We start from the raw sequence: 20,201 nt of genomic DNA, 5'->3' as shown, positions 1-20,201 counted from the left end.
GAGGCTTAAAGTTATACTTGGTATGTATTTACTTGCCTTGAGGTTACGACGCCCGCGGGAGGGTGTTTGACCAGGCGCGCCGCGTGTCGCGAGAAAACGCCGGAAATTTCTTCGCCGAGCTGCGCGACACGCCACCGGGCGAGCGGCCGGGGTCACTGCCAGGTGAACTGGCCGGGCGCCGAGACGTTGTATTCCGTGACGTTCGGGTAGTTCTGGGCCAGGGCGACGGCCAGCACGCGGGCCTTGTAGTCGGAGTCGTCTGCGCTACCCCAGACGATCTGCGCTCCCCCGGTCGACATGGTGAGCCGCACGTCGTCCCGGGTCGCCGCGGTAACGGTGTCTAGTTGCGTCAGGATCGAATCGGGGAGCGCGAGCAGCACCTCGACCGCGGCCTCGAATGCCGGACTGCCGGCATCCTGGCCCGCGATCTCGATGAGCGGCACGCCTGGCATACGTTCCTCTGACCGCTCGATGACGATCCCCGCGGGATCGACCATGGCGAATCCCGACCCCGAGGGAAGGCTGCCGATGGGCTGCCGCTCGACGACGTTGATGATCAGGGTGTTCGGCGGCACGGTCTCGGTGACGTAGCTGCGGATCAACGGGAAGGCACCGAGCTCGCGTTCGAGCTGGTCGAAGTCGATCAGGGCAAGCGGGGTGTCGAGCTGGTCGTCGACGGCGTCGTAAAGCGCGACTTCGTCGATGCGGGACGTTCCCTCGATCTCGATGGTGCGCAGCGCCAGCAGGGGCGAATAGACGGCGACGCCGACGAGGATCGCCATGGTCGCGACCATGCCGAGGGCGACGGACCACCCGATGCGGCGTCGGCGGGAACGACGGGTGAACCGGCGCACCTCGCCGCGCTCGAAGCGGCGGTGCTGGCGGGCGGCGCGCCTGACGTCGCGGCGGGCTGCGCGCTCGTCGCGTTCCGGGGTCGGCTCCGGGGTGACCGGGCCGCGGGGCAGCGTGCTGGGGCGAGCCAGCGTGCTCGGGCGCTCGGGGGAACCCGCGCCGTCGGGGGAACCGGGGCGGGCGGCATCCATCGAACCGGTCGTTCGATCGGACTCGCTAGCCGGTTCTGCGGCGGTGGATCCACGGCGCTTTCGGCCGAAGGGCAGCCCGGGCAGGTCGCCGAAGGAGGGCAGGCCACGGCGGCCACCGCGGGGCTCGTCGTTCTCCGCTGGCCGATCGAACCCGTCGGGGCGCTTCATCGCGGGGCGTCCGTCACTGGGCGCTGTCGGTGGTGTCGGCGGCGGGTGCGCCCTCGGCGGTTCGGTCGGCTGCGCCGGAACCGTTCGCCAGCGCCTCGAGCAACCGGGGAATCACGAGGTAGATGTCGCCGCCGCCCATCGGGATGACGATATCGCCGGTTCGGGCGATGGAGGCGACGTGGGCGACCGCGTCGTCCCAGCCCTCGATGTATGTGCCGCGGGTGGCGTCGTGGAAGCGCGACGAGATGAGCTCCCCGGTGACTCCCGGCTCCGGATCCTGCCGCGCGCCGTAGATGGGCACCACGACGGTGTACTCGGCGAGGTCGCGGAACACGGCAGCGAAGTCGTCGGCGAGCATGCGGGTGCGGCTGTACAGGTGGGGCTGGAAGAGCACGATGAGGCGGCCGTCGGCGGCTGCGCCCCTGGCGGCGGTCAATGCCGCGCGCACCTCGGTCGGGTGGTGCGCGAAGTCGTCGTAGACGCTGACGCCGCGTGCCTCGCCGCGGAACTCGAAGCGTCGCTCGGTGCCGCCGAAGGTCGCGACCGCGTCGAGCGCGGCTCGGGGCTCGTAGCCGAGCCCGGTGAGTACGGCGAAGGCGCCCGCCGCGTTGAGAGCGTTGTGCAGCCCTGGCACGCGCAGGGTGACCGGGTAGTCCTGGCCGCGGTAGGCGATGGTGAAGGACACGCCGGCCGCCGTCGTGATGGAGTGCACGCGCACGTCGGCGTTCGCGGCCTCGCCGAAGGCGACGACGGCCTGGCCGTCGAGGCGCGGGGTGATGCGCACGGCGCCGGGGTCGTCGCTCGAGATGACGACGAATCCGGAGGCGGCGCGGGCAAAGGAGACGAAGGCGTCGTCGAAGGCCTCGGCCGATCCGTAATGGTCGAGGTGGTCGGGGTCGACGTTCGTGATGAGCGCCACGGTCGTGGTGTACAGCTGGAAGGAGCCATCCGACTCGTCTGCCTCGACCACGAACAGGTCGTCTGCACCCGACTCGGCGCTGACGCCGAGCGACCGGATGACGCCGCCGTTGACGAAGCTCGGGTCGGCACCGAGGGCCAGTAGCGCCTCGATGACCATGGCCGACGACGTGGTCTTGCCGTGTGCCCCGGCGACGGCGACGACACGGTCGTTACGGGTGAGCCAGGCGAGGGCCCTGGCGCGGTGAACCACGGGGAGGCCGCGGCGCTTCGCCTCGAGGTACTCGGGGTTGTTCTCGGCGATCGCGCCCGTCACGACGAGGGTGTCTGCGTCGGCGATGTTGCCAGCGTCGTGGCCGATCGCGATGGGTACACCGGAGGCACGCAGGGCCTCGACCGTCTCGGTCGCGCGGATGTCGGAGCCGCTGACGGCGAAACCGGCCGCGGCGAAGAGCCGGGCGATGCCGCTCATGCCTGCACCGCCGATTCCGACGAAGTGCACCCTCCCCGGCTGGTCGGGCATGGTCTGGGAGAAGTCGGACTTGATCACCATCGCTACGCTATCGCCCCCGTCGCGGTGTCTTCGTCACGGTGCGGTCGCCAGGGTGTCGTCGATGAGCGCGACCATGCGGTCGGTGCCGTTGCGTACCCCGGTCGACGATGCGCTCGCGGCCATGCCGGCGAGTCTCGCGCGGTCGCCGAGGATGGGCAGGAGCTTGTCGGCGATCCAGTCGGGGGTGAAGTCGGCGTTGTCGACGATGTGGGCGGCCCTCGCCGCGACGGCGTCGCGCGCGTTGAGCTTCTGCTCGCCGTTGCCGATGCCGAGCGGAACGTAGACCGCAGGGATGGCGAGGGCCGAGAGCTCGCTGACGGTCGACGAACCCGCGCGGGCGAGCACCAGGTCGGCCACCGCGAGGGCGAGGTCCATCCGGTTGCAGTACGGCAGCACGTGGTAGCCGGGCAGGGTCGGGAAGGAGACCGAGGTGCGCTCCCCCGTGATGTGCAGCACCTGCCATCCGGCGCCGAGGATGAGGTGGACGGCCTCGGCCATCACCGCGTTGATGTGCTCGGCCCCGAGGGATCCGCCGGTGACGACGAGGGTCGGCTTGCGGGCGTCGAGTCCGAACTCGGTGCGCGCGGCCGGTGCCTCGCCCCGTCGGTCGAGTTGTTCGATCTCGGACCGCAGCGGCATGCCGACGAACCTTGCCCGCCGCAGCCTGGTGCCACGGAAGGCGACTCCGACCGAGTCGGCGATGAGGCTTCCGAACCGGTTGGCGATCCCGGGGCGGGCGTTGGCCTCGTGCAGCACGATGGGGATCTTCTCGCGCCGGGCGGCGAGATAGGCGGGGGCGGAGACGTATCCGCCGAACCCGACGAGAACGTCGATGCGGTGCTCGACGATGAGGGCGCGGATGCGCGCGACGGTCGCGGCGAACCGGCCGGGGAAGCGCAGCGCCGACAGCGACGGCCGGCGCGGGAATGGCAGCTTGCGTACGACGAGCAGGGGGTAGCCGCGCTCGGGTACGAGACGCGACTCGAGGCCCTCTGCCGTGCCGAGCACGAATACGGCGGCGTCGGGGTCGCGTTCGGTGAGGCGGTCGGCGACCGCGAGCAGGGGGTTCACGTGGCCGGCGGTTCCCCCGCCGGCCAACAGGTAGCGGGTCATGCCCGCGACCCGCGCGTTCCGGCCCAGTTCGCCGTGCCGCGGCTGCCGTCGATCCCGGGTGCGCCAGCGACGGCGGGGCGCTCGCGTGCGAATGACAGCACGATGCCGATACCGAACAGGGTGGTGACGAGGGCGGAGCCGCCGGAGGAGATCAGCGGGAGGGGCACACCGAGCACGGGCAGGACGCCCAGCACGACGGCGATGTTGATGAATGCCTGGCCGATGATCCACACCATGACCGCGCTGGTGGTGATGCGCGCGAACGGGTCGGGGTTGGAGCGGATGATGCGCGAGAACGTGACGGCCAGCACGATGAAGAGCACGAGCACGGTGATCGCGCCGAGCAGGCCGAGCTCCTCGCCGATGATCGCGAAGATGAAGTCGTTGTCTGCTTCTGGCAGCCACGACCACTTGGCCTTGGAGTTGCCGAGGCCGGCACCGAACAGGCCGCCGGAGGCGAGGGCCCACCAGCCGTGCACGGTCTGCCAGCAGAATTGCGCGTAGTCGCTCGCCGAGCTGCAGCCGTCGAGCCAGACGTCGATGCGGTCGCCGCGGGAGTTGCTCGAGAGCGCGAGCAGGGGAACGCTGACGGCGGCGAGTACCACCGGAATGAGCAGGAACCTCAGGCGGACCCCGGCGAAGAACAGCGCCCCACCCACGAGCATCAGCAAGATGATGGCCGTTCCGAGGTCGCCACCGTAGAGCACAAGGCCGATGGCGACGCCCGCGACGGGCACGATCGGCATGGCGAGCTGCCGGAGGTCGTTGATGCGGTCGGCCTTGAGGGTGAGGATGTGCGCCAGCCAGATGGTGAGCGCGACCTTGGTGATCTCCGACGGCTGCACCGAGAGCCCGCCGAGGTCGAGCCAGTTTCGGTTACCTCCCCGGCTCACGCCGAGGCCGGTGAACACGACGAGCAGCTGCAGCGTGACGCCGATGCCGACTGCGGTGCCTGCCCATCGGCGCCAGAACCTGGTGGGCATGCGCGAGGCGATGAGCATGATGGGCACCCCGAGGAGCGCGAACAGGCCCTGCCTGGCGAACCCCGAGAAGAAGTCGTCCGACTCCATGTAGGAGGTGACCGACGATGACGAGAGCACCATGACCAGGCCGAACACCACGAGGAACAGGGTCGTGCCGAGCAGGAGGTAGAAGTTGCCGGTCTCGGCGACGAAGAGCTTCTTGACGGCGATGATGGCCGCCGAACCCGAACCCGAACCCGAACCCGTGCCCGACGGTGCGACGGTCGATGTCGGCGCCACCTGCGGTCCGTCAGTCGTGGTGCGGCGAGTGGGGCGGTGTGGAGTGGTCGTCATCCGGCGCGTCTCCCAACATTTCGTGCACTGCATTGCGAAACCGCCGACCGCGGTCTGCGTAATCGCGGAATTGATCCATGGACGCCGCCGCCGGCGCTAACAGCACCACATCCCCTGGCCCGGCTACGCCCGACGACAGCCTCACGGCTGTCGGCATCACCAGTTCAGTGTCGGTCGTGTCGACCTCGAACAGCGGGAGTTCTGGCGCGTGTCGCGCGAATGCCGCCAGGACTTGCTGCCGGTCGCTTCCGATGATGACGGCCGCGCGCAACCGGGGGGCGACCCTGACCACCAGCGCCCCGAGGTCGGCTCCCTTGAGGAGTCCCCCGACGACCCAGACCACGCGGTCGAATGCCGTGATGGATGCCTCGGCCGCATGCGGATTGGTGGCCTTCGAGTCGTCGACCCACCGGGTGCCGTGCCGGTCGGCCACCGTCTCGGTGCGATGCGAGTCGAGCGTAAAGCGATGCAGGGCATCGCGAACGTGCTGCGGCGAGACGCCGGCGGAGCGGGCGATCGCCGATGCGGCGAGCACGTTCGCGATCATGTGCGGACTACCGAGGCCGCGTGCGTCGAGCACGTCGGTGGTGGTGATCTCGATGGCGCTGGTGTGGCGCTGGTCGAGGAACGCGCGGTCGCAGAGCACGTCTTCGACGAGCCCGAAGTCACTGGGCCCTGGGATGCCGAGGCCGAAGCCGATCGCCCGGCATCCGTCGACCACGTCGGCCTCCTCGACCATCGTCATGGTCGCCGGGTCATCGCGGTTGTACAGGCAGGCGACCCTGGTGCGCTGGTAGATGCTGGCCTTGGCTTGGCGGTAGGCATCGGCCGACCCGTGCCAGTCGAGGTGGTCATCGGCGATGTTCAGGCACACGCTGGTGTGTGCCGAGATCGACTCCGCATAGTGCAGCTGAAAGCTCGACAGCTCGACGACGAGCGCGTCGAAGCCCTCAGGGTCGCGGATCGCGTCGAGCACCGGAATGCCGACGTTGCCGCACGCGATCACGCGCTTGCCACCCGCGCGCATCATCGCGGCCGCCAGCTGCACGGTGGTGGTCTTGCCGTTGGTACCCGTCACGGTGAACCAGTCGGCCACCGGGGTGACCTTGTCGCGCACGCGCCAGGCCAGCTCGACGTCTCCCCACACGGCAACGCCCCGGCCGGTGCACCATGAGACGAGTGGATGCGTCGGCGCGAAGCCCGGCGACACGACGACGAGCTCGGGGTCGAAGTGCTCGAGCTCGCGGGTGCTGTCGGTGTCGGGTGCGGTCACGACCAGGCGTGCCCCGATGACGTCGAGCAGCTCGGCACGGTCGGGATCTGCCCTCCCCGCGATGACGAGCACCTCTGCGCCGAGTTCGACGAGGGTGTCGGCGACGGAGAACCCGGTCACCCCGAGGCCGAGCACGGCGACCCGGAGGCCCGACCAGTCGGCGTGCCAACTGGCGAGCTCCCGCACGTCGGCGGCCGTCCTCACCGGTACAGCCATTCGATGTAGAACAGGCCCACGCCGGTCGAGACGAAGAGGCCGGCGATGATCCAGAACCTGACCACGATGGTGACCTCCGCCCACCCCTTCATCTCGAAGTGGTGGTGCAGCGGGCTCGCCCGCCAGATGCGGCGTCCCTTGGTGGCCTTGAAGTAGATGCGCTGCACGATGACCTGCGAGGTGATCACGAGGAACAGCCCGCCGATGAAGATGAGCAGCAGCTCGGTGCGCGACAGGATGGCGAGGGCCGCGAGGGCACCGCCGATGCCGAACGAACCGGTGTCGCCCATCATGATCGAGGCCGGGGAGGTGTTCCACCACAGGAACCCGATGAGCGACCCGACGATCGCGGCCGCGATGGTCGCGAGGTCGAGGGGGTAGGAGACCTCGTAGCACTTGTAGAGATTGGGCGAGGCGATCGCGAGGTTCGCGAGCTCGACGCAGGACTGGTTGAACTGCCAGAACCCGATCACGACGTAGGAGCCGATGGCCAGCACGGCGGACCCCGCGGCGAGGCCATCGAGCCCGTCGGTGAGGTTGACGGCGTTCGAGACGCTGGTGGTGATGAGCACCACCCAGAGCACGAACACGATGAGGCCGACGGTCGCACCGAACATCACCACGAAGTCGAACGGCAGGTCGCGCACGAACGACACCGCGGTCGAGGCGGGCGTGATTCCCTGAGGGTCTTCGTAGTTCACCGCGAGCAGGGCGAAGATCGTGCCGACGATGACCGACCCGACGATCTTCCACGGGCCGCTGAGCCCGGTGCTGTTTTTGAGCCGCACCTTGAGGAAGTCGTCGATGAATCCGATGGTGGCGAGGCCGACCATCATGAGGATGACGAGGAGTCCAGCGCCCGATGGCCGTTGCTGGCCGGCGAGCTGGCCGACGAAGTACCCCACGATCGACGCGGTGATGAACACCACGCCGCCCATCGACGGGGTGCCGCGCTTGACGACGTGGGTGGTCGGGGTGTCTGCCCGCACGAACTGGCCGAGGTTCAGCCGCCGGAAGGCACGGGCGAACAGCGGGGTGAGCAGCAGGGTGAAGACCATCGAGACGATGGCAGAGACGAGCAGCGCGATCATCGGGTGACCCCTGCCAGGCGGTCGCCGAAGTCGCGGAGTCCCGCCGATGCGGAGGCCTTGACGAGCACCACGTCGCCGGCGCGCAGCTGGTCGCGCAGCACCGCCTCGGCGGCGGCGGCGGTGTCGACGAGCGTCGATTCGCCGTCCCACGATCCCTCGAGGCCTGCGGCGTTGTGCAGGTGGCGGGCCTTCTGGCCGACGACGACGAGCGACGCGATGTTGAGGCGCACCACGAGCTTGCCGAGCGCGTAGTAGTTCTCGTCGATGAATTCGCCGAGCCCGTCGATCTCGCCGAGCACCGCGATGGTGCGGTGGCCGCCGCGGCCGATCTGGGCGAGCGTCTTGAGCGCGGAGCCGACGGTGTCGGTGCTCGCGTCGTGCGCGTCGTTGATGACGGTCACGTCGCCGGGCGCGGAGAGCAGCTCCATGTGCCACGGCGCGAGCGCGGGCACCGTTTCGACGGCGGCGATCGCACTGGCGAGGGGAACTCCGAGCGCGCGGGCGGCGGCCAGCGCGGCGAGGGTGGCCATCACGTGGCGTTCGCCGAGGATGCGCAGTCGCACCGGCAGGCGCTCACCCGAGTCGACCAGGGTGAACGACGACCCCGTGATCGTGTCGTCGAGGTCGACGGCCTGCAGCTGCGCGGAGTCGTCGAGGCCGTACGAGACGGCGTTCGAGCCAGCGGCGGCGACGGTGGATGCGGCGGCGTCATCGTCGGCGTTGACCACGGTGACCGCGGCGACCGGTGCGGACGCCACCTCATCGAGCACGATGGCCACGTCGACCGGGGTGGTCGACGGCGCACCCATCACGAGCATGCCCGTGGTCGCGGCGCCGATGCGGAACCGCGCCTCGACGGATCCCGAGTACATCGAGAGGGTCGCGGCAGGCACGTCGACGTCGCGGAGGATCGCCCTGAGCAGCATGGCGGTCGCGTCGACAGCCGATGCGCGCACGAGATTGTCTCCGCCGACGACGCCCTGCACGTCAGCGAGAGTGAACGACGACACTTACGACCAGCCCGCCTCGCGAAGCGCGTCGCGCGCTTCGTTGCGTGCCGAATACGGCGTGCGTACCCCGCGGATGTCGCGGTAGTCCTGGTGGCCTGGGCCTGCCCAGAGGATGCTGTCGCCTTCCTGGGCGAGGGCGACCGCGACGCGGATCGCCTTCTCGGGAGGGCTGATCTCGTGCAGCTCGGCCTGGTGCTCGGCGAGGCCGGCACCCTCCACGAGCGTCGCGCGGATCGAGGCCGGGTCTTCGAACCGCGGGTGGTGGTCGGTGATCACGAGGATGTCGGATCCCTCCGACGCGATGCGGCCCATCTCGTGCCGCTTGGTGGCGTCGCGGTCGCCGTCGGCGCCGAACACCATGATGACCCGCCCGGTGGTGACGGTGCGCACGGCGGCGAGGGTGTTGAGGAAGGCATCGGGGCTGTGGCCGAAGTCGACGTACACCGTCGGACCGCGGTCCCCGGAGACACGCTCGGTGCGTCCGGGGAGGTAGGCGTCGATGCCGTTCTCGCCCAGCGAGTGGCCGATGGCCTCGAGTTCGAAGCCGGCTTCGACGAGCATGACGATCGCCAGGCCGGCGTTGGCGGCCATGTGCCAGCCGATGACGGGTATGCGGGTGATGAGGGTGCGCCCCTGCGGGCCCGACAGCGAGAACTCGGTATACGCGGCCTGCTCGTCGAGGATCTCGACGACCCATTCCGCATCGGTGCCCGGCGTCGCCGACACCGTGGTCACCGGGATGCGTGACTGCTCGACGACGCGCTGCCCGTACGGTGAGTCCAGCGACACGACGCCGCGGCGACCGCGGTCGGGGTCGAAGAACGCGGCCTTGGCGGCCAGGTACTCCTCCATGTCGGCGTAGTCGTCGAGGTGGTCGTGGCTGAGGTTGGTGAAGGCGACGACGTCGAACATGATGCCGTCGACCCGGTTGCGGCTGAGGGCCTGCGCGCTCACCTCGAGCACGACGGCGCGCACCTCGCTCTCGCGCATGCGGGCGAGGAGGGCGTGCATCTCGCTGGCCTCCGGCGTGGTGAGCCGGCTGACGACGACGAGATCGCCGATGTGGCGCTCCGCGGTAGAGCTGAGGCCGGTGACCAGGCCCAGCTGCCGCAGGATGCCCTCCAGCAGGTATGCGGTGGAGGTCTTGCCGTTGGTGCCGGTGATACCCAGCAGGAGCGGTGGATGCTCCCCCGTGCGGTACACCCAGGCAGACACGTCACCCAGGGCCGAGCGCGGCGACTCGACGAGCACGATGGGCAGGCCGACGTCTGCGGCGAGGGCGGCACCCGCCCGGTCGGTGAGGATCGCCACGGCCCCCGCGTCGCGCGCCTCGGCGGCGAACGCCGCACCGTGGTTGTTCGCGCCGGGAACGCCGACGTAGAGGTCACCCGGCTGCACCTCGGTGGTACGCAGTGTCACTCCGGTGACCTCGACCCCGTCGAGGGAGCCGGTGTAGTCGAGTCCGAACTCCGCGACGAGCCCGTTGAGCGCTCGTGCTGCGGGATGTTCCGGCCTCAGTACCGGGGGCATCAGGGCGTTCACGTGGTCCTCGTTTCTCACCAGGTCGTCGGCAGCTTGGGTGAAGGTGTCGGCGACGGGGTGACGCGATACGTTTTGAGCACCTGCGTCATGATCTTGTTGAATGTCGGGGCCGCGGCTGCCGACGTCTTTATGGTACTTGGCTTCGTGAAGGTCACGACGACGGCGTACTGCGGGTCTTCGGCGGGGGCGAGCCCCGCGATCGAGACGATGCGCTCGCTCGTGTAGCGGCCGTTCTCGGCGATCTCGGCGGTACCGCTCTTCGCGGCTACCCGATAGCCGGGGATGGCCAGGTCGGCCGCGAGGTCTCCCCCGGTGACGACCCCTTCCATCATCTCGACGACGCCGTCGGCTGCCGCTTCGGACACCACCTGGGTGCCCCCGGTAGGTGCGGCGTCGACGACGGTGCCGTCGGGCAGGGTGCACCCGGTGACGAGCGTCAGGGGCAGGCGTTCCCCGCCGTTCCCGAGCGTCTGGTAGATGCTGGCCATCTGCGCGGCGGTCACCGCGACACCCTGGCCGTAGGAGACGTCGTACTTCTGCTGGTCGTCCCAGGTCTCGGCGAGCAGGCCAGCCGACTCGCCCTGGAAATCGACCTCGGTGCGCGATCCGACGCCGAACGCGCGCATGTAGTCGTACCTGGCCTGGTTGGACAGGCCGACGGCCAGCTGCGAGATGCCGACGTTGGACGATTCCTGGATGACGCCGGCCAGGGTCAGCCGCAGTTCGTCGTGTCCGACCGCGTCCCGCACTGTGCTGCCTTCCGGTGACGTCCAGCGGTAGGGCACCGTGACCCGTGACGCGGGGCTGGAGACACCGGAGTCGAGCAGCATCGCGGCGGTCATCGGCTTGAACGTCGAGCCGGGCTCGTACGGCGTGGAGAAGGCGAGGGAGCCGAGGTTGGTCGCGGGGGTTCCGTCGACGTTGTTCGGGTCGACCGAGGGGTAGTCGGCGAGGGCGAGCACCTTGCCGGTCTTGACCTCGGTGACGCTCGCCGTGGCGGATTCGGCACCGATGGCCACCGCCTGCTCGGCGATCATCTGCTGGACGCTCCACTGCAGGTCGGCGTCGATGGTCGTGGTGACCGTTCCGCCCTCGATGGCGGGCTGCGTCGTGACGGTGCTGCCGGGCAGGCGGATGCCGTCGGCCCCGCGTTCGTAGGTCGACGACCCGTTGGTGCTGGCGAGGCAGGAGTCCTCGGTGAACTCGAGGCCGTTCTGCGGGCCCTCGGTTCCGACGAAGCCGATCAGGTTGCCCGCGACGGATCCGTCCGGGTAGATGCGGGCGGGGCGCTCGACCGGGTAGACCCCCGGGATCTCTAGGGCGGTGACGGCCCGCATCTGCTCGGTGGTGACCTTCTGCACGACGTATTCGAAGTCGGATTCGGGGTTCGCGGTGAACGAGCGGAGCACGTCGGCCTGGGTCTGTCCGGTGATCTCGGCGACCTCGGCGGAAGCCTCGGCGAGGGTGACCTCCACGGCGTCGTCACCGTCGCCGCGCTCGAACGACGACGGCACGATGCGGGGCGAGGTGGTGATGTCGTATCGGATGACGCTGCCGGCGAGCACATCGCCCGAGCTGTCGACGATGTCGCCCCGTGCGGCGTAGGTGGTGTCGGAGATCGCGCGCTGGTCGAGGGAGCTCGCGTTGAGTTCGTCTGCGCGGACGATCTGGATGTCGACCAGTCGCACGATGAATACCGAGAACACCGCAATGGTGATGAGCATCGCGAGCGAGAGACGACGGCGTGTCGTGCGAGGTACGGTCACCATGTGGCTCCCCGGGTGTCGATTGCCGTGAGGCGATGGCTTCTGGATGCGATGTCGCTGGCGCGCGGTCCCGCTAGTGAGTCTTGGGAGTCGGAATTCCGGTTGGTGAACTCGACGCTACCGACCCGACGGCACCATCGGCCGTAGGCGCGCCAGTGCCGGTGCCGTCAACCGGTGCGACGGGGCCGGTGTCCTGTCCGTCGACGGTGCCGGCAGCGGGCGCGTCGGTTCCGGTGACCGGAATCGGCGAGGTGGCGTCGGCCGGGGCTTCCACCCCGGCGCCTGCAGCCGCCCCGGCACCGGCTGCTGCACCGGCCGCGGACGGCACGTTGGCGAGCAGCGAGTTGGGGATGAGCGGGCTGCCATCGGGAGCGGTGACCAGGGCGGAACTCTCGGATGCCGCGGTCGGCGTTCCCAGTACGACTCCGTCGGAGAGCCGTAGGTACGCTGCACTCGATCCGGCGACCATGCCGAGTGCCTGCGCCTCGGCTGCGAGGTGCTGGGGGGCGTCGAGGACCTGCAGCTGCTCGACGAGCACCTGCTGGTCGCGGCCCAGTTCGCTCTGCTGCGCCTGGAGTGCCGAGATCTCGTATGCACCCTCTGAGGTGGCGATGGTCAGGAGCAGCTGCGCCGCGAGGATGCCGAACAGCCCGACGACCGACCCGATGGCGGCGAGGAGGCGGGGCCTTGCGCTGCGCTGGGCGCGGGTCGGGGTGACCTCGACGACCGGCTCCGGACGCGACGGGCGACCGAGGAAGGTGGGTGCGGCGGGGTGCCGTGCGGGCAGAGCGCTCATGCGGCCCTCCTGATTCTCTTCGCAGCACGCAGCCGCACGGGTGTTGCTCGGGGATTCTCGGACTTCTCGTCGTCACTGGCCAGTTCCGCCCCGCGGACGAGCAACTGGAACTCCGGCTGGTGTTCCGGCAGCTCTACCGGGAGTCCTTCAGGCGCGCTGGATGAGGACTTCGTGGCAAGGACGCGCTTCACGATGCGATCTTCGAGTGACTGGTACGCGAGAACGACGATACGGCCGTCGACGGCCAATCGGTCGAGCGACGCGGGCATGGCGGTTTCTAATGCGGCGAGTTCTTGATTGACCTCGATGCGGAGGGCCTGGAAGACCCGTTTGGCCGGGTGGCCGTTGCGCTGGATGGCGACCGGCGTGGCGGCGGTGATCAGTTCGACGAGGTCGGCGGACCGTTCGAGCGGGGCGCGGTCGCGGCGTTCGACGATGCGGTCGGCGTATCGTCCGGCGAGCCGCTCCTCGCCATAGTCGCGAAAGATGCGGCGCAGGTCGGCTGCGCTGTAGTCGGCCAGCACCTGCTGCGCGGTGACCGGAGACGTGGCATCCATGCGCATGTCGAGGGGTGCGTCCTTGGAGTAGGAGAAGCCCCGGTCGACCCGGTCGAGCTGGAGGGAGGAGACGCCGAGGTCGAACAGGATGCCGTGCACCTCGTCGATGCCGAGGTCGTCGAGGGCCTCCGCGAAGCGGTCATAGACGGTGTGAACGAGGTGTACGCGATCCCCGAAGCGCGCGAGACGCTGGCCGGCGATCTCGAGCGCATCGGGGTCGCGGTCGAGGCCGACCAGGGTCAGGTCGGGAAAGCGATCGAGGAATGCCTCGGCGTGTCCGGCCATTCCGAGCGTTCCGTCGACGAGGATTGCGCCGTCGTGTTCGAGAGCGGGCGCGAGCAGTTCGACACTGCGGGCGAGCTTGACGGGAGTGTGGATGTCATCGGTCATGATGTTCGGCCTGCTCCTGGATGCTGATCCCCATCCGCTCCTACCTGCCACCGGGGAAGTGTGGCAGGGCGAACATCGGCTGGGGGTCGGCATCGAGGTGCTAGAAGAGCCCGGGGATCACCTCCTCCGTGGTGTCGGCGAAGGCGGCTTCCTGCTCGGTGTAGTAGGTCTCCCACGCGGCGGTGTCCCAGATCTCTGCGCGGTTGCCCGCGCCGATCACCGTGAGGTCGCGGCCGAGTCCCGCGTAGGCGCGGAGCTGGGCGGGGATGGTGACGCGGTGCTGCGCGTCGGGCACCTCGGCGTTCGCTCCGGAGAGGAAGAGCCGGAGGAAGTCACGCGACGTCTTGCTGGTCACCGGCGCCTGGCGGATCTTCTCGTGCATCTCGTCGAACTCACGGGTGCTGAAGACATAGAGGCACCGTTCCTGGCCCCGGGTGATGACCACGCCGGATTCGAGTTCTCCACGGAACTTGGCCGGGAGGATGATGCGGCCCTTGTCGTCGAGCTTCGGGGTGTGGGTACCAAGAAACATAGGTACTCACCCCCTCGATCGCCGGCCCTGTCCAGGTGTCCTCCACTTTACTCCACTTCGCCCCACAATAGATATGCGGCCCCCTCTTCTGGGGTGTCGACGACCCGATATGCGCGACGAATGCAGGCTTTTTCTGGGTGGAGGGCAATTCCGCGCCCGCCGTGTCGCGAAGGGTGCCGTGTGCCGCCCGTGGGTCGTCCGGGCACTAAAAAAGAGCCGGCCCGAGGGCCGGCTCGCTGCACAAAAAAAGAGCCGGCCCGAGGGCCGACTCTTCAGTGGTGCTGGCTGGGAGGGGCTAGTCCCTGCCGTCGCGCCCGTCCTGGCGCTTGTCCCACCGCTCGTTCATGCGGTCCATGAACCCGGTGCGGGGCGATCCGGAGGCGGTCGCCCTGGTCGACGTCGACCCGGCCCGCTCTGCCGCGCTGGGCTCCTCCGGGATTCCGCCCTTGCGGGGCGGTGCGATGGCCAGCAGTGCGCCGACGAACATCAGGATGAATCCCAGGACCCCCACGAGGGGCTGCCTGACGATCACCCCGGTGACGATGACCCCTACCCCGGCTATCGCGACGAGGATCCCGACGACGATAAGGGTGTAGTTGGGCTTGCCCCGGCGGTTGCCCACCGTGGCCACGAAATCTGCATCGTTGTGATAGAGGCCCCGCTCCATCTCTTCGAGCAGTCGCTGCTCGTGCTCAGACAGCGGCATGATGACTCCTTCTACTGCCTCGAGTGCGACGGCTCGAGTGCCACGCAAGATCCCCACAAGTCTATGGTCCCCCGGATGGCTAGGCTAGGCATGTGGCTGAGAGTACGCGGTTAGTTGACCTAGTCCAGGCCGACGTAGACGGGTTCCTCGACGCGCGCGAGCCCCTGTTGACGTCGATCGCCCCGGACCTTGCTCCGTTTGTCGATTACTCGCGGGACCTCCTGCGCGGGGGAAAGCGGTTCAGGGCACTGTTCTGCTACTGGGGATGGCAGGCGTCGAGCGGCCTCGCCCCGACCTCCTCCCCCGGCGATATGACCGACGACGACGGACGGACGGATCCCGATATCCGCGCCGTCGTCAAGGCCGCGAGTGCGCTCGAGATCTTTCACGCGGCCGCGCTCGTGCACGACGACATCATGGACAACTCCGACACCCGGCGCGGGCTCCCGGCCGCGCACAAGCGGTTCCAGGCCCTGCACGCCGACGGCGGATGGACCGGCAGTGACGCGACATTCGGCAACAGTGCTGCCCTGTTGCTCGGCGACCTGCTGCTGAGCTGGAGCGACGAGCTGTTCGACGAGGCCATCCGCATGCTGCCCTCCCCCGCACAGGCGCTGGGGCCCCGCCTCGAGTTCAACCGCATGCGAACCGAGGTCACCGCCGGGCAGTACCTCGACATCCTCGACGAGAGCTCATGGCAGAACCATCCGGAGTCTGCGCTGCTCGACCGTGCCCACCGGGTGATCGTCTACAAGTCGGCCAAGTACAGCATCGAGGCTCCCCTGGCCATCGGCGCAGCCCTCGCCGGCGCGACGCCGGCGCAACTGGATGCCCTGCGCGAATTCGGGCTGCCCCTCGGCATCGCCTACCAGCTGCGAGATGACCTGCTCGGAGTGTTCGGGGACCCCGCGGTCACCGGTAAGCCGGCCGGAGACGACCTGCGCGAGGGCAAGCGCACCGTGCTGATCGCCCTCGCCAGGCAGGAGATGGAGCCCAACGCCCGCACGCTGCTCGACGAGCTGCTGGGTGACGTCGAGCTCACCGAAGAACAGGTGGGGATGCTGCAGGCATCGATCATCGGCAGTGGCGCCGTCGACAGTGTGGAGAAGATCATCGACCATAACGTCACCCGTGCGGTGTCGGCCCTCGACGATGCTCCGATCAGTGAATCCGCCAGGGCACAGTTGCGGCACCTCGCCGACGCGGTCACGCGCCGCTCGGCATAGCGGGCGGCGGCTCAGAAGCCGAGGGCCTGCGCTATCCGGCGCACCTCGGCCTTACGGCCGGCAAGCAGCGCGTCGATCGGCGCCATGTCGAGCATGTCGTCGTCGCTCAGCAGCCAGTTCATCGCCTCGTCGTCGCTGAAGCCACTGTCGGCGAGCAGCACCAGGGTGCCACGCAGTTCGTGCAGGGGCTCGCCATCGCGAATGAAGCGGGCGGGCACCTTGAGCACGCCGTCGATGCGTTGGGCGAGCAGGGCGCGATCCTCGACGAGGCGCCGTACCTTGCTCGGGGTGGTGTCGAGGAGCTCGGCGAGGTCGGGAACGCTGAGCCAGGAGTCGTCTGAAGCTGTAGTCACAGGCCAAGACTGCCAGACACCGGCTCGGCATTCATGCCGGTCAGCGGGGAATTGTTTCGCGTAGGTTAACTCGATTCACATGCGCCACTCTGATTGACACGCGTTGACATCTATGTCAGCGTGGGGAAATCTGCGTCGCATGCGCGGAGACAGTATCAGGGGGATCCGATCCGGTGACTCAGGGCCGGTCGGAACACGTCAGGGGCGCATGCGGCCCCGCCACTATGCAAACGGGGACACGTACATGGCACATCTTCCGCGCAAGAACCCTCGCGAACAGTTGAACAACAGGAGCAGTCGCCTCGGACGGGGCATGCTCTCCACCATTCCGATCGTCCTCGCCGGATCGATGGCAATGAGCCTCACCGGACCCATCGCACCGGCCAGCGCCGAAGATCGCGACGCCGACCGCCACAAGCCGGCCCCCACCGAACAGGGCAAGTCGATCCGTGAGGCACTCGCGGCGGCCCACGCGGCATCCACGGCAGAAGCCACCTCGTCCGGCCAGGCCGCATCCGTCGCCGCAGCACCGGCCTCGTACACCGTCGTCGCCGGCGACACCATCAGCGGGATCGCCGGCCGCTTCGGCATCCCCACCGCATCCGTGCTCGCCATGAACGGCCTCGGCTGGAAGTCGGTCATCCACCCCGGCCAGAAGCTGACGCTGTCGTCCGGTGCGGCAGCGCCCACCGCCGCGGCGCCGGCGCCGACCCCGGCACCCTCCGCCTCCCGCTACACGATCGTCGCCGGCGACACTGTCGCCCGCATCGCCGCGAAGTTCGGCGTACCGACGGCTGCCGTGCTCAGCGCGAACGGCCTCTCCAGCAGCAGCATCATCTACCCGGGCGGAACCCTCGCCATCCCGTCGTCGACCGCGCCCGCCGTCGCGTCGCAGGCGCCGATTGCCGCACGCCCCGCGCCTTCCACGCCCGCCGCGGGCGGTTCGCACACCATCGCCTCCGGCGAGACCATCGCCAGCATCGCCAGCAAGTACGGCGTCACCATCCAGGCGATCCTGTCGGCGAACGGCCTGAGCTGGTCGAGCATCATCTACGGCGGCCGCACCCTCGTCATCCCGAGCGCGGCACCCGCGCCGGTCGCCCCCGCGGCATCCACCGCGGTGGGAGGGAGCATCACCCCGCTGACCGCCGAGATGGCCCGCAATGCCTCCACCATCATCTCGGTCGGCCGCTCGCTCGGGGTCAGCGACTACGGAATCGTCATCGCGCTCTCCGCGGCCATGCAGGAATCCAGCCTGCGCAACATCAACTTCGGCGATCGCGACTCGCTCGGGCTGTTCCAGCAGCGCCCGAGCACCGGATGGGGAACGGCGCCCCAGCTGACCGACCCGGCATACGCATCCCGCCTCTTCTTCGGTGGATCGTCGAACCCGAACAAGGGGTTCACCCGCGGCCTGCTCGATATCCCGAACTGGCAGACACGCACCGTGAACCAGGCTGCGCAGGCCGTGCAGCTCTCCGGACACCCCGATGCGTACGGCAAGTGGGAGACCTCGGCTCGCGCCTGGCTCGCGCAGTTGTCCTGACCCAGCGACCGCTTCGCGGTGTTTTGGACGCCCGTTCACCCGGGGCCTCCCTAGAATCGTCCGGTGACCACGAACACCACTGACCCAATGATCGGCCGTCTCATCGACGGCCGATACCGGGTCAGGTCGCGCATTGCGCGCGGAGGTATGGCCACGGTCTACCTGGCGACAGACCTGCGCCTCGAGCGACGCGTGGCGATCAAAGTGATGCACGGGCACCTCGCCGACGACAGCCAGTACAAGGCGAGGTTCATCCAGGAGGCCCGCTCCGCCGCCCGGCTGGCGCACCCGAATGTCGTGAACGTATACGACCAGGGCCAGGATGCCGACACGGCCTACCTGGTGATGGAGTACCTGCCGGGCATCACCCTGCGCGACCTTCTCGAGGAGCACCGCTTCCTCACCACCGACCAGGCCATCGACATCATGGAGGCCGTGCTCTCCGGCCTCGCCGCCGCGCACAAGAACGGCATCGTGCACCGCGACCTCAAGCCGGAGAACGTTCTGCTGGCCGACGACGGCCGCATCAAGATCAGCGACTTCGGCCTGGCACGCGCAGCGACCGCGCAGACCGCGACCGGCAACGCGCTACTCGGCACCATCGCGTACCTCTCGCCGGAACTCGTGACCCGCGGCGTCGCCGACACGCGCAGCGACATCTACGCGGTGGGCATCATGCTCTACGAGATGCTCGCGGGAGAGCAGCCGTTCAAGGGCGAGCAGCCGTTCCAGATCGCCCACCAGCATGCCAACGACACCGTCGGCGTACCCAGCGCGAAGAATTCGGCGGTGCCGACCGAACTGGACGAACTCGTGCTGTGGGCCACCGCACGCGACCCCGACCAGCGTCCCCGTGACGCCACGACCATGCTCGAGCAGCTGCTCGAGACGCAGGCCGACCTCAAGGCGCAGGGCGCAGACGAGCACGCATCGCAGGCGCAGACCGCGGTCTTTCCGCAGCGCACCATGGTGCTGCCCTCCCCCACCGCCCAGACCACGGCCTACGCCGGGTCCACCGCAGATGCCACGCAGGTGATCCGGCCGCCGGTGCGTCACCGCACGGGCCCGGTCGTCGCCGACAGTACGACGGCCCTCGCTGCCAAGTCGGCGAAGCGCAAGGCGCGGGGCTTCTGGCTGTTCGCCCTCGTGCTGATCCTCGCCGCCCTCGCCGGCGGCACCGGCTGGTACTTCAGCAACGGGCCAGGGGCACTGGTCACGGTCCCGGCCGTGTCCGGTGAGAGCGTGGAGTCGGCACGGCAGATCCTCACCGCCGCGGAGCTCACGGTCGCCGATGCGACGAGGGACGTCACCGATCCGTCGATACCCGCTGGGCAGGTCGTCGGCGTCGACCCGGAGAGCGGCGCGCAACTCGAGCGGGAGGCATCCGTCACCCTGCTCGTCTCCATTGGGCCGGCTCAACTGCCGGTGCCCGCAGTGGCGAGCCTGCCCGAGGGCGACGCTGTCGCGGCGCTGCGGGACGCGCAGTTCACCACGACCGACTCGACCACCGAGTTCAACGGCGACATCGATGAGGGCCTGGTCATCAGGGCGCTGGGTTCCGACGGCACCGACCTCGCCACCGTGCCCACCTACGGCGAACAGCAGCCGGTGACCCTCGTCGTGTCACTGGGCGCGGTTCCCGACGTCGCCGGCATGTCGATCGACGACGCGACCGCGACCCTCGAGAGCGTCGGGCTGATCGCCGAGGAAGGTGCCCGCGACTATAACGAGAGCGTCGACCGCAATGTGGTCGTCGCCGGCGTTCCGCGCACCGACGGTGCGGTGCGCCCCGGCGACACGATCGACCTGCAGATCTCCGACGGTCCGGCCCCGGTCACGGTGCCCGATGTCTCCGGCATGACCAGGGACGACGCCGTGGCCGAACTCGAGGCCCTCGGGCTGACGGTGAGCTACAACCCACTGTTCACGCCCTTCGGCGGTGCGCTCGTCACCGGCACCAATCCCGAGGCAGATGAACTGGTCTCCCGCGGCTCGAACGTCGCGCTGTACCTGCAGCTGCTCGGGTAGCACGCACCCGGGTTCACCGGCGGCTGCCCGGGTTTCACCCCCGGGCAGCTGGTGCGGC

17 protein-coding genes are annotated in these 20,201 nt (G+C 69.0%); 3 read left to right on the top strand and 14 right to left on the bottom strand.

The genetic code is table 11. From position 1 onward, the window contains the following. Positions 1-152: 152 nt before the first annotated feature. From G5S38_RS04745 to G5S38_RS04685, 13 genes are all read right to left on the bottom strand, one after another. Positions 153-1,211 (bottom strand): FtsQ-type POTRA domain-containing protein, encoded by a 1,059-nt coding sequence (locus tag G5S38_RS04745; RefSeq protein ID WP_201276577.1) that lies wholly within the window; start codon positions 1,209-1,211, stop codon positions 153-155. 13 nt (positions 1,212-1,224) lie between these two features. Further along, entirely contained in the window at positions 1,225-2,679 is a 1,455-nt protein-coding gene (murC, locus tag G5S38_RS04740; RefSeq protein WP_407943826.1) for a UDP-N-acetylmuramate--L-alanine ligase, read from the bottom strand. A 36-nt stretch (positions 2,680-2,715) separates the two neighbouring features. Continuing rightward, a complete protein-coding gene (locus tag G5S38_RS04735; RefSeq protein WP_165065079.1) occupies positions 2,716-3,795 on the bottom strand; it encodes a UDP-N-acetylglucosamine--N-acetylmuramyl-(pentapeptide) pyrophosphoryl-undecaprenol N-acetylglucosamine transferase in 1,080 nt (359 codons plus the stop codon). Beyond that, positions 3,792-5,111: a putative lipid II flippase FtsW gene (gene ftsW, locus G5S38_RS04730; RefSeq protein WP_165065076.1), complete on the bottom strand. Its 1,320-nt coding sequence runs from the start codon at positions 5,109-5,111 to the stop codon at positions 3,792-3,794. The genes G5S38_RS04735 and ftsW overlap by 4 nt, the downstream gene beginning before the upstream one ends. Further along, positions 5,068-6,600: a UDP-N-acetylmuramoyl-L-alanine--D-glutamate ligase gene (murD, locus tag G5S38_RS04725; protein WP_165065073.1), complete on the bottom strand. Its 1,533-nt coding sequence runs from the start codon at positions 6,598-6,600 to the stop codon at positions 5,068-5,070. The genes ftsW and murD overlap by 44 nt, the downstream gene beginning before the upstream one ends. Beyond that, on the bottom strand, positions 6,585-7,691 hold the full coding sequence (gene mraY, locus G5S38_RS04720) for a phospho-N-acetylmuramoyl-pentapeptide-transferase (protein ID WP_165065070.1): 1,107 nt from the start codon (positions 7,689-7,691) through the stop codon (positions 6,585-6,587). The genes murD and mraY overlap by 16 nt, the downstream gene beginning before the upstream one ends. Beyond that, a complete protein-coding gene (locus G5S38_RS04715) occupies positions 7,688-8,701 on the bottom strand; it encodes a glutamate ligase domain-containing protein (protein ID WP_165065067.1) in 1,014 nt (337 codons plus the stop codon). Before G5S38_RS04715 ends, mraY begins: the two co-directional genes overlap by 4 nt. Further along, positions 8,702-10,231 (bottom strand): Mur ligase family protein, encoded by a 1,530-nt coding sequence (locus G5S38_RS04710; RefSeq protein WP_165065218.1) that lies wholly within the window; start codon positions 10,229-10,231, stop codon positions 8,702-8,704. Positions 10,232-10,257: 26 nt separating this feature from the next. Further along, a complete protein-coding gene (locus tag G5S38_RS04705) occupies positions 10,258-12,012 on the bottom strand; it encodes a peptidoglycan D,D-transpeptidase FtsI family protein (protein WP_165065064.1) in 1,755 nt (584 codons plus the stop codon). A 70-nt stretch (positions 12,013-12,082) separates the two neighbouring features. After that, positions 12,083-12,805, bottom strand: coding sequence for a hypothetical protein (locus G5S38_RS04700; protein ID WP_165065061.1), 723 nt, complete (start codon positions 12,803-12,805; stop codon positions 12,083-12,085). Further along, on the bottom strand, positions 12,802-13,755 hold the full coding sequence (gene rsmH / locus G5S38_RS04695) for a 16S rRNA (cytosine(1402)-N(4))-methyltransferase RsmH (protein ID WP_201276580.1): 954 nt from the start codon (positions 13,753-13,755) through the stop codon (positions 12,802-12,804). The genes G5S38_RS04700 and rsmH overlap by 4 nt, the downstream gene beginning before the upstream one ends. A 97-nt stretch (positions 13,756-13,852) precedes the next feature. Then, positions 13,853-14,284, bottom strand: a complete 432-nt coding sequence (mraZ, locus tag G5S38_RS04690) for a division/cell wall cluster transcriptional repressor MraZ (RefSeq protein WP_165065054.1) — start codon at positions 14,282-14,284, stop codon at positions 13,853-13,855. A gap of 295 nt (positions 14,285-14,579) precedes the next feature. Next, entirely contained in the window at positions 14,580-15,038 is a 459-nt protein-coding gene (locus tag G5S38_RS04685) for a DUF3040 domain-containing protein (protein WP_235928897.1), read from the bottom strand. Positions 15,039-15,082: 44 nt separating this feature from the next. Here G5S38_RS04685 and G5S38_RS04680 point away from each other — a divergent pair, with 44 nt between their 5' ends. Next, on the top strand, positions 15,083-16,216 hold the full coding sequence (locus tag G5S38_RS04680) for a polyprenyl synthetase family protein (RefSeq protein WP_165065051.1): 1,134 nt from the start codon (positions 15,083-15,085) through the stop codon (positions 16,214-16,216). Between the two features lie 11 nt (positions 16,217-16,227). On the opposite strand, the gene G5S38_RS04675 is transcribed toward G5S38_RS04680, so the two are convergent. Continuing rightward, positions 16,228-16,569, bottom strand: coding sequence for an Rv2175c family DNA-binding protein (locus tag G5S38_RS04675; protein ID WP_165065048.1), 342 nt, complete (start codon positions 16,567-16,569; stop codon positions 16,228-16,230). Positions 16,570-16,882: 313 nt separating this feature from the next. Here G5S38_RS04675 and G5S38_RS04670 point away from each other — a divergent pair, with 313 nt between their 5' ends. Both G5S38_RS04670 and pknB read left to right on the top strand, forming a co-directional pair. After that, positions 16,883-18,115: a muramidase family protein gene (locus tag G5S38_RS04670; RefSeq protein ID WP_165065045.1), complete on the top strand. Its 1,233-nt coding sequence runs from the start codon at positions 16,883-16,885 to the stop codon at positions 18,113-18,115. A gap of 87 nt (positions 18,116-18,202) precedes the next feature. Next, entirely contained in the window at positions 18,203-20,143 is a 1,941-nt protein-coding gene (pknB, locus tag G5S38_RS04665) for a Stk1 family PASTA domain-containing Ser/Thr kinase (RefSeq protein WP_456237990.1), read from the top strand. Positions 20,144-20,201: the final 58 nt, after the last annotated feature.

The organism is Marisediminicola senii, assembly GCF_011057645.1.
GTDB classification, from domain to species: domain Bacteria; phylum Actinomycetota; class Actinomycetes; order Actinomycetales; family Microbacteriaceae; genus Marisediminicola; species Marisediminicola senii.
This window is presented reverse-complemented; position numbering and strand designations above follow the sequence as displayed.